General features: G+C 73.2%; 11 protein-coding genes and 1 pseudogene. 7 read left to right on the top strand and 5 right to left on the bottom strand.

All coding sequences use genetic code 11. The features are described 5' to 3' along the window. Nucleotides 1–123: 123 nt before the first annotated feature. From ACLQ2R_RS27105 to ACLQ2R_RS27090, 4 genes are all read left to right on the top strand, one after another. Nucleotides 124–1,041 carry a carbohydrate ABC transporter permease gene (locus ACLQ2R_RS27105; protein WP_425963476.1) on the top strand — a complete coding sequence of 306 codons (918 nt, stop codon included), beginning with the start codon at nt 124–126 and terminating at the stop codon, nt 1,039–1,041. 16 nt (nt 1,042–1,057) lie between these two features. Continuing rightward, nucleotides 1,058–2,041, top strand: a complete 984-nt coding sequence (locus tag ACLQ2R_RS27100) for a carbohydrate ABC transporter permease (protein WP_425963475.1) — start codon at nt 1,058–1,060, stop codon at nt 2,039–2,041. Nucleotides 2,042–2,258: 217 nt separating this feature from the next. Further along, nucleotides 2,259–3,857 (top strand): glycoside hydrolase family 13 protein, encoded by a 1,599-nt coding sequence (locus ACLQ2R_RS27095; protein WP_425963473.1) that lies wholly within the window; start codon nt 2,259–2,261, stop codon nt 3,855–3,857. A 202-nt stretch (nt 3,858–4,059) separates the two neighbouring features. Beyond that, a complete protein-coding gene (locus ACLQ2R_RS27090; protein ID WP_425963472.1) occupies nt 4,060–5,082 on the top strand; it encodes a helix-turn-helix transcriptional regulator in 1,023 nt (340 codons plus the stop codon). A gap of 67 nt (nt 5,083–5,149) precedes the next feature. Here ACLQ2R_RS27090 and ACLQ2R_RS27085 read toward each other — a convergent pair whose 3' ends face one another. Genes ACLQ2R_RS27085 through ACLQ2R_RS27075 form a run of 3 tightly spaced genes read right to left on the bottom strand, consistent with a single transcriptional unit; the run spans nt 5,150 to nt 7,687 of the window. Continuing rightward, complete coding sequence (locus tag ACLQ2R_RS27085; protein WP_425963471.1) at nt 5,150–6,511, bottom strand: hypothetical protein; 1,362 nt, start codon at nt 6,509–6,511, stop codon at nt 5,150–5,152. Then, nucleotides 6,508–7,170 (bottom strand): ABC transporter ATP-binding protein, encoded by a 663-nt coding sequence (locus tag ACLQ2R_RS27080; RefSeq protein WP_425963470.1) that lies wholly within the window; start codon nt 7,168–7,170, stop codon nt 6,508–6,510. The genes ACLQ2R_RS27085 and ACLQ2R_RS27080 overlap by 4 nt, the downstream gene beginning before the upstream one ends. Continuing rightward, nucleotides 7,163–7,687 carry a PadR family transcriptional regulator gene (locus tag ACLQ2R_RS27075; protein ID WP_425963469.1) on the bottom strand — a complete coding sequence of 175 codons (525 nt, stop codon included), beginning with the start codon at nt 7,685–7,687 and terminating at the stop codon, nt 7,163–7,165. The genes ACLQ2R_RS27080 and ACLQ2R_RS27075 overlap by 8 nt, the downstream gene beginning before the upstream one ends. 159 nt (nt 7,688–7,846) lie before the next feature. Here ACLQ2R_RS27075 and ACLQ2R_RS27070 point away from each other — a divergent pair, with 159 nt between their 5' ends. The 3 genes and pseudogenes from ACLQ2R_RS27070 to helR form a co-directional block, all read left to right on the top strand. Beyond that, nucleotides 7,847–8,287: a helix-turn-helix domain-containing protein gene (locus ACLQ2R_RS27070; RefSeq protein ID WP_425963468.1), complete on the top strand. Its 441-nt coding sequence runs from the start codon at nt 7,847–7,849 to the stop codon at nt 8,285–8,287. Then, nucleotides 8,284–9,201 carry an alpha/beta fold hydrolase gene (locus tag ACLQ2R_RS27065; protein WP_425963467.1) on the top strand — a complete coding sequence of 306 codons (918 nt, stop codon included), beginning with the start codon at nt 8,284–8,286 and terminating at the stop codon, nt 9,199–9,201. Before ACLQ2R_RS27070 ends, ACLQ2R_RS27065 begins: the two co-directional genes overlap by 4 nt. A gap of 22 nt (nt 9,202–9,223) precedes the next feature. Beyond that, nucleotides 9,224–11,238, top strand: a pseudogene (gene helR, locus ACLQ2R_RS27060) (RNA polymerase recycling motor ATPase HelR); the annotation flags it as partial. Here the strand turns inward: helR and ACLQ2R_RS27055 are convergent. Both ACLQ2R_RS27055 and ACLQ2R_RS27050 read right to left on the bottom strand, forming a co-directional pair. Further along, nucleotides 11,225–11,899 (bottom strand): response regulator, encoded by a 675-nt coding sequence (locus tag ACLQ2R_RS27055; RefSeq protein ID WP_425963465.1) that lies wholly within the window; start codon nt 11,897–11,899, stop codon nt 11,225–11,227. The pseudogene helR and the gene ACLQ2R_RS27055 sit on opposite strands and share 14 nt — an antisense overlap. Then, nucleotides 11,896–13,041 (bottom strand): sensor histidine kinase, encoded by a 1,146-nt coding sequence (locus ACLQ2R_RS27050; protein WP_425963464.1) that lies wholly within the window; start codon nt 13,039–13,041, stop codon nt 11,896–11,898. Before ACLQ2R_RS27050 ends, ACLQ2R_RS27055 begins: the two co-directional genes overlap by 4 nt. Nucleotides 13,042–13,176 lie beyond the last annotated feature (135 nt).

Genomic DNA, 13,176 nt, shown 5'->3' with positions numbered 1-13,176 from the left:
GGGCCCCCCGCCCGCGCCCCGCCCCACCCGGTGGGGGCCGCGGGCGCGGCCCGCCGCGCCCCCGGGGGGGCCCCCCGGCGCCCCCCCCCCCCCGACACCCATGTCGAAACCGGGAGTCGACCGATGACCACCATGACCGTGAAAGGTCCGCGCGGGCGCAGACCGGGAGCCTTCCGGCGCGGCCTGCGGCGCAACCTGACCGCGTACGGTTTCCTGTGCGGGGCGCTGATCTGCTTCGCCTTCTTCTCCTGGTACCCGATGGTGCGGGAGGTGCTGCTCAGCTTCCAGCAGACGAACTTCGTCGACGACCCCGTCTGGGTCGGCCTGGAGAACTTCCGTACCGTCACGGAGGACTCGGCCTTCGCCGACGCCTGGCTCAACACCCTGGCCTTCACCGCCCTGGCCCTGGTGTTCGGCTACGTCATCCCGTTCTTCGCGGCGATCGTGCTGAACGAGCTGCGCCACGCCAAGGCCTACCTGCGCTTCATCGTCTACCTGCCGGTCATGCTGCCCCCGGCCGTGGGCGTACTGCTGTTCAAGTGGTTCTACGACCCCGGCGCGGGCCTGTTCAACCAGATCCTGGAGCTGGCGCACCTGCCCGCCCTGAGCTGGCTCGACTCCACCGACACCGCGCTCATCTCCCTCGTCGTCGTCTCCACCTGGATGAACCTCGGCACCGGGACGCTGATCTACCTGGCCGCCCTGCAGAGCATCCCCGGCGAGCTGTACGAGGCCGCCGAGCTCGACGGCGCCGGGCTGTTCAAGCGCATCTGGCACGTGACGATCCCGCAGACCCGGCTGATCCTGCTGGTGATGCTGCTGCTGCAGATCGTGGCGACCATGCAGGTCTTCATCGAGCCCTACCTGCTCACCGGCGGCGGCCCCGAGAACTCCACGCTCACCGTCGCCTACCTGATGTACCAGTACGCCTTCAACTTCGGCGACTTCGGCGCCGGAGGCGCGCTCGGGCTGATGCTCATGGTCGTGCTGATGGTGTTCTCCGCCTTCTACCTGCGCCTGTCGCGCGACGACCAGAGCTAAGGAGACAGCCGAGCCGATGTCGAACCTCACCGCCCAGCCCGGCCGCCCGACCCTCGTGCCGGACCCGGAACCCGCGCCCGTGGCCCGCCCCCCGCGCCGCCGGCGCCGGGGCAAGGAGCCCGACAGGCAGTTCCGCAGCCTGGTCTCCCCGCACACCCTCACCACCCGGCGCGGGCGCCTCGTCTACCGCACGGTGCTGACCCTGGTGGTGGTGATCTTCACCGCCGTGTTCGTGTTCCCGCTGTACTGGATGGTCACCGGCGCGCTCAAGACACCCGAGGAACTCGCCCAGATCCCGCCGAGCTTCTTCCCCACCTCCCTCGACTTCGGGGTGTACGCCGAGGCGTGGGACCAGCTCGACCTGGGACTGTTCCTGACCAACACCGTCGTCTACGCCGGAGGCGCCTGGCTGTTCACCCTGGCCATCGACGTCTCGGCCGCCTACGCGTTGTCGAAGCTGCGCCCGGTGCTGGGCAAGGCGGTGCTCGGCCTGATGCTGGCCACGCTGATGATCCCGCCGATGGTGATCCTGCTGCCCGCCTACCTGACGGTCAAGGACATGCCGATCTTCGGCTGGGACCTGCTCAACACCCCCTGGGTGATCTGGCTGCCGGCCGCGGCCAACGGCTTCTTCATCTTCCTGCTCAAGCGCTTCTTCGACTCGATCCCCAAGGAACTGCTGGAGGCGGCCCAGATCGACGGCGCCTCGCCCGCGCGCATCCTGTGGTCGATCGTGCTGCCGGTCTCCCGGCCGATCCTCGGCGTGGTGTCCATCCTGTCGGTGGTCAACGTCTGGAAGGACTTCGTCTGGCCCCTGCTGGTACTTCCGGACGGGGAGAAGATGACGATCAGCGTGGGCATCGCCTCCCTGTCGGCGCAGATGCCGCAGAACGTGCTCATCGCCTCGCTGGTGATCGCCAGCATCCCGACGATGATCGTCTTCCTCGTCTTCCAGCGCAGCATCATGGCCGGCCTCACCGCCGGCAGCCTCAAGGGCTGACCCCGTCCCCGGGGTCCCCGGGAACACCGGAACCACCGTGCCACCGCCGCCACGGTCCACCGGCACCGCACGTGTCACCGATACCGCCGACGACGCCGGTATCGCCCATGCCGTCAGCACCGCCGGTGCCGCCGGTGTCGTGACGCCGCCGGCGTCACCGCCCTCCGAGCACTCCACGCCTTCCAACCGTCCCCTGACCACAAGGAGTTGTCCCAGCATGTCCGGCAGCATCTTCCCGGAAGCCACTCCGGACCCCGAAACATGGTGGCGGGGGGCCGCGATCTACCAGGTCTACCTGCGTAGCTTCGCGGACGGCAACGGCGACGGGATCGGCGACCTCGCCGGACTCCGCGCGCGCCTTCCCTACCTCGCCGACCTGGGGATCGGCGCGATCTGGCTCAACCCCTGGTACCCCTCGCCGATGGCCGACGGCGGGTACGACGTGGCCGACTACCGCGACATCGAGCCGTCGTTCGGCACGCTGGCCGAGGCCGAGGCGTTCATCGCCGAGGCGCACGCCCTGGGCATCAAGACGATCACCGACATCGTCCCCAACCACGGTTCGGACCGCCAGGAGTGGTTCCTGCGGGCCCTGGAGGCCGGTCCCGGCTCACCCGAACGCGACCTGTTCATCTTCCGCGCCGGCCGCGGGACCGACGGTGAGCTGCCCCCCAACGACTGGCAGTCGATCTTCGGCGGGCCCGCGTGGACCCGGGTCGCCGACGGCGAGTGGTACCTGCACCTGTTCGCCCCCGAGCAGCCCGACTTCAACTGGGCCGACCCGCGCGTCGTCGAGGAGTTCCACGACGTGCTGCGCTTCTGGTTCGACCGGGGCGTGGACGGTATCCGTATCGACTCGGCCGCCCTGCTGGTCAAGGAGATGGACGGCGGGGGAGGGCCGGAGGCCTACACCGACCTCGACGGCGTGCACGAGATCTACCGCGGCTGGCGCCAGGTGGCCGAGCGCTACGACGACCGGATCCTGATCGGCGAGGTCTGGCTGCCCGACCAGGAGCGGTTCGCCCTGTACCTGCGCCCCGACGAGATGCACACCGCGTTCAACTTCGACTTCCTGTCGTGCGCCTGGGAGCCGGGCGCGCTGCGCCGCTCGATCGACCTGACCCTGGCCACGCACCTGCCGCTGGGCGCGCCCCCCACCTGGGTGTTGTCCAACCACGACGTGACCCGCCCGGTCACCCGGTACGGCAGGCCCGACACCTCCTTCGACCACGCCGACCGCAAGCACGGCATGCCCTCGGACCCGGTGCTGGGCGAGCGGCGGGCCCGCGCGGCGGCGCTGCTGGCGATGGCCCTTCCCGGCGGCCTGTACGTCTACCAGGGGGAGGAGCTGGGACTGCCGGAGGTGGAGGACATCCCGGCCGAGCTGCGCCAGGACCCGATCTGGGTCCGTTCGGGCCACACCGACCTGGGCCGTGACGGCTGCCGGGTGCCGCTGCCGTGGTCGGGGGACGCGCCGCCGTTCGGGTTCGGCGGGGGCCGGCCGTGGCTGCCGCAGCCGCCGGAGTGGAAGGCGCTGACGGCCGAGGTGCAGGCGGGCGACCCCAGCTCGATGTTCACCCTCTACCGCACCGGCCTGCACCTGCGCCGCGAACTGCTCGGCGACGGCACGCTGACCTGGCTGGAGGGGCCGCGGGAGGTGCTGGCCTTCCGCCGCGACTCGGGCCTGGTCTGCGTGGTCAACCTCGGCGCCGAGCCGGTGCCGCTGCCCGAGCACGAGTCGGTGCTGCTGGCCAGCGGCCCGCTCACCGACGGCGCGCTCCCGGCCGACACCACGGTCTGGCTCCGCACGGCCTGACCCCGGGCGCGCGGCCCGGCGCCCCCGACGGGGCGCCGGGCCGCGAACACCCGAACTCGTGCCCGCGGGCCTCCTCGCTCGGCACGCTCCTCCTGATCTACTTTGTAAAGGCAAGGGCTCGCAGAAGCAGAAAACGGGAAGGCGCGTCAGGCGAGGTCACCGAGGCACGCGGCAGCTGAAGAGCTGCGGGACAATGACGGGTATGCGCGCTAGCCGGCTGCTCTCCCTCCTGCTGCTCCTGCAGACCCGGGGGCGGATGACGGCTCCCGAGCTGGCCGAGGAGCTGGAGGTCTCGGTCCGCACGGTCTACCGCGACGTGGAGGCCCTGTCGTCGGCCGGGGTGCCGGTCTACGCCGACCGGGGGCCGGCCGGTGGGTACCGCCTGCTGGACGGTTACCGGACCCGCCTGAACGGCCTGACCGAGGCGGAGGCGTCCTCGCTGTTCCTGGCCGGGATGCCGGGCCCGGCCGCCCAGCTCGGGCTGGCCGAGGTCGCGGCCAACGCGGAGCTGAAGATGCTCGCCGCGCTCCCCCCGGAGCCGCGTTCGCACGCCGCCCGGATGCGCGAGCGTTTCCACCTGGACGTTCCCGGCTGGTACGGCGACGGTGACGAGATCCCCTTCCTGGGGGAGGTCGCGGAGGCGGTGTGGGAGCAGCGCCCGCTGCGGATGACCTACCGCCGCTGGGGGCCGCGCGACGTGGAGCGGGTCGCGCACCCCTACGGCCTGGTCCTCAAGGGCGGCGTCTGGTACATGGTGGCCGTCGCCGGGCCGGGCGGGCCGCGCACCTACCGGGTGTCGCGGATCCTGCAGGCCGAGCTGCTGGAGGGACGCTTCGAGCGTCCCGGGCGGTTCGACCTGGCGGCCTTCTGGCAGGAGTACGCGACGGACTTCCGCGAGCGGCGGATGTACAACGGCGAGGCCGTGGTGCGGCTGACGCCCGGTGCGGAGGACCTGCTGCGCCACACCGTGGGCCGCGAGGTCGTCGACACGGCCCTGGCGGCGGCGGGCCGGCCCGGTGAGAACGGCGACGAGGGCGGTGGGGTGGTGCTGCGCCTGCCCATCGAGTCGGTCACGCACGCCCGCTGGCTGCTGCTGCGGATGGGGGACCGGGTGGAGGTCCTGGAGCCGGCCGAGCTGGTGGAGCTGATGAGGGCCGCCATCGCCGACCTCGCCGCCCTGTACGCGGTGCGGACGGAACGACCGCCGGTTCCCGCCGAGGGGTAGCCCTCACCCGCCCTCAAGGGGCGCCCCTACAGGGCCGCCCGCACGGAAGAGACCTTTCTCCGTCCTTTCATTCGTCCCGGAGGTCTTCCGCTCGCAGCGCCCCGCGCAGGATCGGCCGGGTGGCGCGCGCCACCAGCGTCGCGGCCAGCACCCCGATCCCCACCATGAGCGCCGCCCGGGCGGCGGCGAGGAGGAGCGCCCCCGGTGCCTGGCCGTAGAGGTCCGCCAGCGTCAGGACGACGACCCCCACCCCGGCGACGGCGGCCACGGCGCACACCGGCAGCGCCGCGATGAGCGCCTGGCGGGTGAGGACCCGGCCCAGCGCGGGGACGGGCGTCCCGGAGGCGGCCAGGGCCGCGAACGAGTGCCGATGATCCAGCAGGTCCTCCGCCTGGCGCACCACGAGGGCGGCGGCCGAGGTGACCAGCGCGACCAGCAGGGCGAGGTCCACGAGCAGATAGGCGTGGAGGGAGTGGGGGAGACCTCCCCGCAGGATGGCGAGCCCCTGATTGGCGCCGACGGCGGAGCCGAAGAACACCGTCAGTCCCACCACCGACAGCGCGCGGGCCCACCCGCGGGGATCGGCCTCGATCATCCGGGCGGCCAGCAGGGTCTCCGCCGCCCCGCTGCGGTCGCCGACCCGCCGGGCGGCCGCCCTGATCAGCCAGGAGGCGCCGAGGACCAGGCCGAACAGCAGGAGCACCAGGCCCGCCGTCACGGACAGCGCCATGGCGTAGATCCCGCCGGGGAATCTGCCCCTGGCGGTGAATCCGGCGAGGACCATCCCGGCGCCCACCGCGACCAGCACCGCGTCGAGCGCCCTGGGACCGGCCGGTCGTGCCCGCCGGACCACACCCAGCGGGGAGGTCACCACGTGCCGTCCCGCCGTCAGCCCGGACAACGTCCCGCCGAGCGTCACCGCGGCGAGGATCACCAGCACCCACACCGGCGGGACGAGGGGTACCGCGCCTCCCAGCGACCACGACAGCGCCCGGTTGACCACCAGGTACAGCACGACGCCGGACGATCCGCCCCACAGTGCCCGCCGGCCGCTCTCGTAGGCCCCGAGCAGGCGCACCTCGCGTGGCGTGGCCCCGGCCAGCCGGAGCGCGGCCAGCCGCCGCTCCCTCGTCGCGGTGGCCAGGCGGCTCACCTGGTGGGCGAAGACCGTCACGGGCACGACCAGCAGCGCCAGTGTCAGCGCGCCGAGCAGCCGTGCCTCCTGCCGGGAGAAGACGCCCAGGTGGTCGAGCGGTACCTCGACCATGAACATCGGATCTTCGCGCCGCATGACACGCCCGAACACCAGCAGGTTCACCGCCACGCACAGCAGGAACGTCGCGAGCGCCGCCCCCGTGACCATCAGGCGCCCTCGCACCCGCTCGCGCCGCGACCTGTCCCCGGAGAGCATCCGCATCACGGTGATCACACGCTCACCCCGGCCGGCGTGCCGTCGCGCAGCGGGATCTCGCGGTCGGCGTAGGCGGCCACCCGGTTGTCGTGGGTGACGATCACCAGCGTGGTCCCGGTCGCGCGCGCCGTGCCGACGAGCTCGCCCATCACCCGTTCCCCGGCCAGGGAGTCGAGCGCGCCGGTCGGTTCGTCGGCGAAGACCACGCGGGGTCCGGTCACCAGCGCGCGGGCCACGGCGACCCGCTGTGACTGGCCGCCGGACAGCTCGCCGGGCCGCCGGCCGGCGCAGTCGGCCACGTCCAGCCGCTCCAGCCAGGTCCGGGCGGCCAGCAGCGACTCCCCTCTGCCGTGCCGGTTGAACAGCAGCGGCAGCGCGACGTTCTCCTCCGCGGTCAGTTCCGGGACCAGCCGGCCGGACTGGAAGACGACGCCGAAGTTCTCCCTGCGCAGTTTCGTCCGATCGGTCTCGTCGAGGGTGTCGACGCGCCGCCCGTCGAGGCGGACCTCCCCCGACTCGGGGCGGATGATCCCGGCCAGGCAGTGCAGCAGGGTGGACTTGCCCGATCCGCTCGCGCCGGTGATCGCGACGATCTCCCCGTCGCCGATCTCCGCGGTCACGCCGTCCAGTGCGACGGTCCGGCCGTAGCTCTTGCGCAGCGCACGTGCCTCAAGCACCGATCTCCTCCTTGAGTTCAGTGAGTCGTTTCATGGTCGTCTCGATCCAGCGCAGGTCGGCGTCGAGGTGCTGGAGCGCGTAGTCGGCGGCCAGCGCCTGCGCGGGTGAGCCCGACGACCTCTGCGCGGTGAGTTCGCGCATCCGCGCCAGATGGGCGGCGCGCTGCCTGAGCAGGTAGTCGCCGGCCGCGCCACCGGCCATGGTCGCGACCACCACGTGTGAGACGAGCGTGCTGGAGACGTGCGGCGCGGGTGCCTCCACCTGTTCCAGCCATCGGGTCAGCTCGGCCCGCCCCCCCTCGGTGATCGCGTAGACCGTGCGTTCGGGGCCGCCCTCCCGGACGGTCTCGGCCACCTCGGCGAACCCGTCCCGTTGCAGGCGCTGCAGTGTCGCGTACACCTGCCCGTAGGCCAGGGGTCTGGCGCCCGGCAGGTGGAGGTCGTGTTCGCGTTTGAGCTCGTATCCGTGCTTGGGCCGCTCCGCGAGGAGTCCCAGCACGACATGCCCGGTTGACATGATCACGACTATACACTCAATGCATACATTGAGAGAATAGATGTGCCCGGCATCCCTTCGAGACCGCTGAGTTCCGGCTCGTTCTTCATTTGGAATTCCCTATACTTACCTAAGATTCCTTCAAGGAAGTACGATGAGGAATCATAGGGAAGGAGGGTGATGTCTCAGCAGCCCTACTCGGTCGAGCAGGTGGCGCATCTGCTGGGCCTGCACGTCAAGACGGTGCGCGGCTACGTACGCGACGGGCGGCTGAAGGCCACCCGTATCGGCAAGCAGTACCGCATCGCGCGCCAGGACCTGGAGGTCTTCACCGGCCGTCCGGCGACACCGCCGGCCGACGGGACGGCCCGGCCCCGCCGGCACGCCGAGGTGTCGGCCATCGTGCAGGTCGACGCGATCGGGACCGAGGAGATGAGCCGGTTGAGCAACCTGCTGATGGCGCTGGCCGCCGGGGGGGCTCCCGGCGGCGGACGGCTGCGCGTCGAGACCGTCCACGACGAGGAGAGAGCCAGTATGAAGATCATCGTGCTGGGCGGCCTGGAGGACACCGCGGAGCTGCTGAGGATCGTCGGCACGCTCGTCGCAGAGGAGGGATCGTGACGGACCTCTACACCGGCGCCGGCGGCGCCCACGCCGTGCAGCGCGGCTACCGCGAGCTGCTGGACGCCTGGCCGGTGCCGGCCGAGCGGCTGCGGGTGCCCACCGGCCAGGGCGAGACGTTCGTGCTGGCCTGCGGGCCGCCGCAGGCGCCCCCGGTGCTGCTGCTGCACGGTTCGGGGACCAACAGCGCGATGTGGGCCGGGGAGGTGGCCGACTGGGCGCGGCACTTCCGCCTGTACGCGGTCGACATGATCGGCGAGCCCGGTCTGAGCGCCCCCTCGCGTCCCTCCCTGGCCTCGGGCGCCTACGCGGACTGGCTGGACGACGTGCTGGCCGGGCTCGGCGTGCGCGACCCCCACCTGGTGGGGGTCTCACTCGGCGGGTGGCTGGCGCTGGAGCACGCCACGCGCCGCCCCGGGCGCACCGGCGCGCTGGCCCTGCTGTGCCCCGGCGGCATCGGCCGGCAGAGGTACGCGGTGCTGGTGGCCGCGCTGCTGCTGATGCCCTTCGGCCGGTGGGGCAGACGCACCACGATGGGACTCGTCCTGGGTCCCGGCGCCGCACCCGGGCCCGCGCCCACCCCCGAGGAGGCGGCGCGGGAGCGCGCCTTCGGCGAGCACGCGATGCTGATCCACGAGCACTTCCGGCCGCGGCGCGAGAAGCTGCCGGTGTTCACCGACGAGGCCCTGCGGGGCCTGCGCCGGCCCCTGATGGTGACGGTCGGCGGGCGGGACGCGCTACTGGACTCCCACGACACCGCCCGGCGCCTGCGGGAGACGGTGCCGCACGCCACGGTGCGGCTCCTGCCCGAGGCCGGGCACCTGATCCGCGACCAGCGGCGGCCGATCCTGGAGTTCCTGCTGTCGGCCCGGCAGGACGGCACGGCCACCGATCCGGAGGCGGCGTCGCGATGAGGGCGGGGCCCGTGCCGGCGTGCTGACCACGCGCCTGCGCACGCTGCGCCGCTTCGGCCTGGACCTGTGCCTGGGCACATGATCGGCGCGGACGACCCCGAGCCCGTGTACGTCGGGCGGCTCGGCCTCACCGACGGCGCGGGCCGGCGGCTGCTGATCGACTGGCGCTCCGCGGCGGCCGAGCCGTTCTTCGGAGCCACCCACGCCAACCCGATGGGGCTGGCGAGCCGCCGCAGGTACCGCTGGGACCGCGGCCGGATCAGCGACTACTGGGACGAGGTGTTCGCCCCGGACGGGTTCGAGGGGCACGCCGCGCTCGACGACCAGTCCGCCTTCATCGCCGGCCTGGGCGCCGACCGCTCACCCCGGATGCGCGACGTGCTCGCCACCGTCCAGGCCGACCAGGACGCCGTCATCCGCGCGGGATCGCGCGGCGCCCTCGTCGTCGACGGCGGGCCGGGCACGGGCAAGACCGTGGTGGCCCTGCACCGCTCGGCCTACCTGCTCTACTCCGACCCCCGCCTGGGTCACGACCGGGGCGGCGTGCTGTTCGTGGGCCCGCACCGGCCCTACCTGGCCTACGTCGCCGACGTCCTTCCCAGCCTCGGGGAGGAGGGGGTGCAGACCTGCACCCTGCGCGACCTCGTCGCCGAGGGGGGCACGGCGGGGGCCGAGACCGATCCGCGGGTGGCCCGGCTGAAGGCGTCGGCGAACCTGGTCGAGGCGATCGAGCCGGCCGTCGGGTTCTACGAGAACCCGCCCACCACGGGGATGACGGTCACGACCCCGTGGTCCGACATCCGGCTGAGCGCCGAGGACTGGGCCGAGGCGTTCGAGGCGGCCGAACCGGGCATCCCGCACAACGAGGCGCGCGACCGGATCTGGGAGGAACTGCTCAGGATCCTGACGGACAAGCACAACGACGGCGACGACGGCGACGGCGACGGCGACGGCGATTACGGCGGCGCCGGCGGTGGCGGGGTCTCGGCCGCACTGCTGCGCAAGGCGCTGCTGCGGGACACGGAGCTGCTCACGACCTTCAACCGCGCGTGGCCGCTGCTGGAGGCGTCCGACCTCGTCGCGGACCTGTGGACGGTACCGGCCTACCTGCGACTGTGCGCTCCCTGGCTCACGCCCGGCGAGGTCAGGGCGCTGCGGCGCGAGGAGCCCCTGGCCTGGACGGTGTCGGACCTGCCGCTGCTGGACGTGGCACGCCGCAGGCTCGGCGATCCCGGGGCGTCACGGCGCAGGCGCCGCCACGAGGCCGCCGTCGCCGCCGAACACGAGCGCATGGCCACGGTCGTCGAGGCCCTGCTGGAGGCCGACGACGACGGTGAGGGCGCGGTGACGATGCTGCGCGGGCAGGACCTGAAAGACGCCCTGGTCGACGAGAGCGCGCTGCCCGGCGCCGACCCCGACCCGCTCGCCGGCCCGTTCGCGCACATCGTCGTGGACGAGGCCCAGGAACTGACCGACGCCGAATGGCGCATGCTGCTGTCGCGCTGCCCGTCGCGGAGCTTCACCGTCGTCGGGGACCGCGCCCAGGCCAGGCGCGGGTTCGCGGAGTCGTGGCGGGAACGGCTGGAGCGGGTCGGGTTCGACCGGATCACCCTGGCCGCCCTGAGCGTCAACTACCGGACGCCGCGGGAGATCATGGCCGAGGCCGAGCCGGTCATCCGGGCCGCGCTCCCCGACGCCAACGTGCCGGTCTCCATCCGCGGCGTCGGCGTCGGCGGTGGCGGTGGCGATGGCGGCGGTGGCGGTGTCGTGCACGGGCGGGTCGCGGAGCTGGGCCCTATCCTCGGCGCCTGGCTCGCCGGGAACGCCGGGGGGACCGCCTGTGTCATCGGCGACCCCGCCTTCCGGGAGACGCCGCGCGTCCGGTCGCTGACCCCGGAGCTGGCCAAGGGACTGGAGTTCGACCTGGTCGTCCTGGTCGACCCCGGCTCCTTCGGCGAGGGCCTCGAGGGAGCCGTCGACCGCTATGTCGCGATGACCCGCGCGACCCGGCGGCTGGTCGTCCTCACGAGCCACTGAGGAGGGTGCGCGGGGTCACCAGGCCGGACTCGTAGGCGAGGATCACGAGCTGGGCGCGGTCGCGGGCACCGAGCTTGGTCATGGCCCGGTTGACATGGGTCTTCGCGGTCAGCGAGCTGATCGTCATGTGGCCGGCGATCTGGTCGTTGGACAGGCCCCGCGCGACCAGGGCGACGGCCTCGCGCTCACGGTTGGTCAGCTCCCTCAGCGCCGTACCGGTGTCGGGGCGGGGCGGCTGGCTGACGTAGCGGTCGATCAGCCTGCGGGTGATCGACGGGGCGAGCAGGACGTCGCCGCGCGCGGCGACGCGGACGGCGTGCAGGAGGTCCTCGGGCACGATGTCCTTGACGAGGAATCCGGCCGCGCCGGCGCGCAGCGCGTCCAGGACGTGCTCGTCCAGGCCGTAGTTGGTCAGGATGACGACGCGCACCCCGGCCAGGGCCGGGTCGGCGGCGATGCGCCGGGTCGTCTCGATGCCGTCGAGGACCGGCATCGAGATGTCGACGAGCGCCACGTCGGGCAGGTGCCGCCCGGCCAGGGCCAGCGCGCGCATCCCGTCGCCGGCCTCGGCCACCACCTCGATGTCGTCCTCGAGGTCGAGGAGCGCGCGAAAACCGCTGCGGATGAGGGGCTGGTCGTCGACCAGCAGGACACGGATCACGACGCCGGCTCCACGGGAAGTTCGGCGTGGACGCTGAAGCCGCCCTCGCCGCGCGGCTCCGCCCGCAGCCGGCCGCCCAGGGCGGTGACCCGTTCGCGCATCCCCAGCAGCCCGACGCCGGGAGCCGGCGCGGCCTGCGGCGTGGCCGTGCCGTCGTCGTCGACCCGTACGACCAGGGCGCCGGGACGATAGTCGATCCGGACCGACGCCGTCGCGGCGGCGGCGTGACGGGTGACGTTGGTCAGTGACTCCTGGACGATCCGGTAGACGGTCCGGTCCACCGCGGCCGGTACGTCGGGCCGCTGTCCCCGGACCGTCAGCGTCGCGTCCAGGCCGCCCGTGCGCGCCCGCCGCACCAGCTCCCCGACGTGGTCGAGGCCACGCGCCGGGGCCGTGTCGTCGTCGCGCAACGCCTCCAGGGTCGCGCGCAGCTCCCGGGTCGCCTCACGACCGGCCTGCCGGATCGCCAGCAGGGCCTCCGGTACCGGCTCGCCACGCCTGCGGGCCACGTGGACGGCCACCTCGGCCTGCACCGTGATGACCGAGATCTGGTGGGTGAGCGAGTCGTGCAGTTCCCGGGCGATGTGCAGCCGCTCCTCGTCGGCGCGGCGCCGCGCGGTCTCCTCGCGCGTGCGCTCGGCCTCCTCCGCCCGCCGCTCGGCCTGCCGCAGCGCCTCACCCGCCGCGCCGGCCGCGATCAGCCAGGCCAGCTCCAGGGCGCCCCGGGCCTGCGCGAACGCCTCCGCGGTGTCGTGCGGGCCCGAGACCAGGGCCGCGAGGGGGAGCGCGGCCAGCATGACCACGCTCGCCACCACCGTGACGGTGCGGTGCCCCGCCCGCACGGCCGCGTACACCGCGACCAGGTACGCGACCGCGGGCACGTCGAACCCGGCGGCCTGGTACCCCACCGCGCACAGTCCGGTGACGGCCAGGACGGCGACCGGCGCGCGGCGGCGCGCCGCCAGCGCCAGGCCGCCGGCCGCCGGCAGCACGTGGCCGAGCAGGGCGACGGCGGTGGGCGGGGGGTGCTGGGACAGGCCGGTGACCAGCAGCGCCGCCGCCACGCCGGCGGCGACCGCCCAGTCGGTGACACGGGACCGGATCCTCGCCGTCCTCGCCGTCCTCGCCCGTCCTGTGCTCATGGGCGCACCCTAACCGGATGCCGGCGCGAGCGAATCCTGCGCGCGGACGACCGGCGCCTACCGCGGCCGCGGTAGGCGCCGCGGTGCCTGCGGCGCGCGCGGTGCCCGGGTGCGCCGCCCGCGGCAGCGCGAAGT

This window comes from Streptosporangium sp. DT93 (assembly GCF_049844535.1).
Classification (GTDB): Bacteria; Actinomycetota; Actinomycetes; order Streptosporangiales; family Streptosporangiaceae; genus Streptosporangium.
This window is presented reverse-complemented; position numbering and strand designations above follow the sequence as displayed.

What these genes read in the sequence shown, in the direction of transcription:
- ACLQ2R_RS27105 (WP_425963476.1), top strand. Translation starts at nt 124, where the DNA reads ATGACCACCATGACCGTGAAAGGTCCGCGCGGGCGCAGACCGGGAGCC.
- ACLQ2R_RS27100 (WP_425963475.1), top strand. Translation starts at nt 1,058, where the DNA reads ATGTCGAACCTCACCGCCCAGCCCGGCCGCCCGACCCTCGTGCCGGAC.
- ACLQ2R_RS27095 (WP_425963473.1), top strand. Translation starts at nt 2,259, where the DNA reads ATGTCCGGCAGCATCTTCCCGGAAGCCACTCCGGACCCCGAAACATGG.
- ACLQ2R_RS27090 (WP_425963472.1), top strand. Translation starts at nt 4,060, where the DNA reads ATGCGCGCTAGCCGGCTGCTCTCCCTCCTGCTGCTCCTGCAGACCCGG.
- ACLQ2R_RS27075 (WP_425963469.1), bottom strand. Translation starts at nt 7,687, where the DNA reads ATGTCAACCGGGCATGTCGTGCTGGGACTCCTCGCGGAGCGGCCCAAG.
- ACLQ2R_RS27070 (WP_425963468.1), top strand. Translation starts at nt 7,847, where the DNA reads ATGTCTCAGCAGCCCTACTCGGTCGAGCAGGTGGCGCATCTGCTGGGC.
- ACLQ2R_RS27050 (WP_425963464.1), bottom strand. Translation starts at nt 13,041, where the DNA reads ATGAGCACAGGACGGGCGAGGACGGCGAGGACGGCGAGGATCCGGTCC.